The sequence below is a fragment of the Thauera sp. ZXT1-4 genome (assembly GCF_052598215.2).
This window is the reverse complement of record NZ_JBQWSN020000128.1, coordinates 1-669: the sequence shown is the minus strand read 5'-3', so window position 1 is coordinate 669 and position 669 is coordinate 1. Positions and strand designations below refer to the sequence as shown.

Here is a 669-nt window from a genome sequence, read left to right as displayed (position 1 = left end):
GGCAACGGCGCGCAGGCGGTCACCTCAGGCGCTCGGCGGTAGCAAGATGAAAGCATTGATTGGGCCAGGACTGGCCTTGGTCGTCGCTGGTGGCTTGACCGGATGTGCGGCCGCCGTCGTGTATGAAGATAAGTACGCGCAGGGCGATGGCTGGCGCAAAGGTACTGTCGTCGAGATCGGCTTGGGCAAAGAGCTTCAACGGCCATCGTTCTATGACTGCAGAGATGAGACAGTCGGAGAGGCAAGTAACGTCACCTACGTGACAATCGCGTTCAAACGCAACGGCCATCCGTATGCGCGGACTGCGAGGCTGCCAGCTGAGCCGAAGTTGCAGGTGGGGGACAAGGTTTACGTGAACTTCAGGGACTGCACGGCAGCGATCCCGAAACGTAGTTCCTGATTTGCTCGGATCGGTCGAGCTCATCTGCGTTTTGTTCTCGGGCAAACCGGAGTCGTGCCTGTAAAGCTCGCCCCCGGTTTGCGGCCGCTGCTATCACGGAAAGCAGGCCAGCGAGCCCGAACGCTTCGATCACCGCTGTAATTTCCCCACTTCCTCGGCCACGAGGCGTGTGAGTTGTTCCGGACCGAAGCTGGGCAGACTGCGTCCGTTGACAAAGAAGGTCGGCGTCTTGCTGACCTGCAACGCGGTCAGATCCTCGATGTCCTGCG

At 59.9% G+C, this 669-nt stretch carries 2 protein-coding genes; one reads left to right on the top strand and one right to left on the bottom strand.

All coding sequences use genetic code 11. The features are described 5' to 3' along the window. Positions 1 to 400: hypothetical protein (locus ACUH78_RS19460; protein WP_510497624.1), on the top strand; the 400-nt coding region annotated here is incomplete at its 5' end. Between the two features lie 129 nt (positions 401 to 529). Here ACUH78_RS19460 and ACUH78_RS19455 read toward each other — a convergent pair. Beyond that, positions 530 to 669, bottom strand: a 140-nt coding sequence (locus ACUH78_RS19455; RefSeq protein ID WP_510497625.1) for a DsbA family protein, incomplete at its 5' end; no start/stop codon positions are given.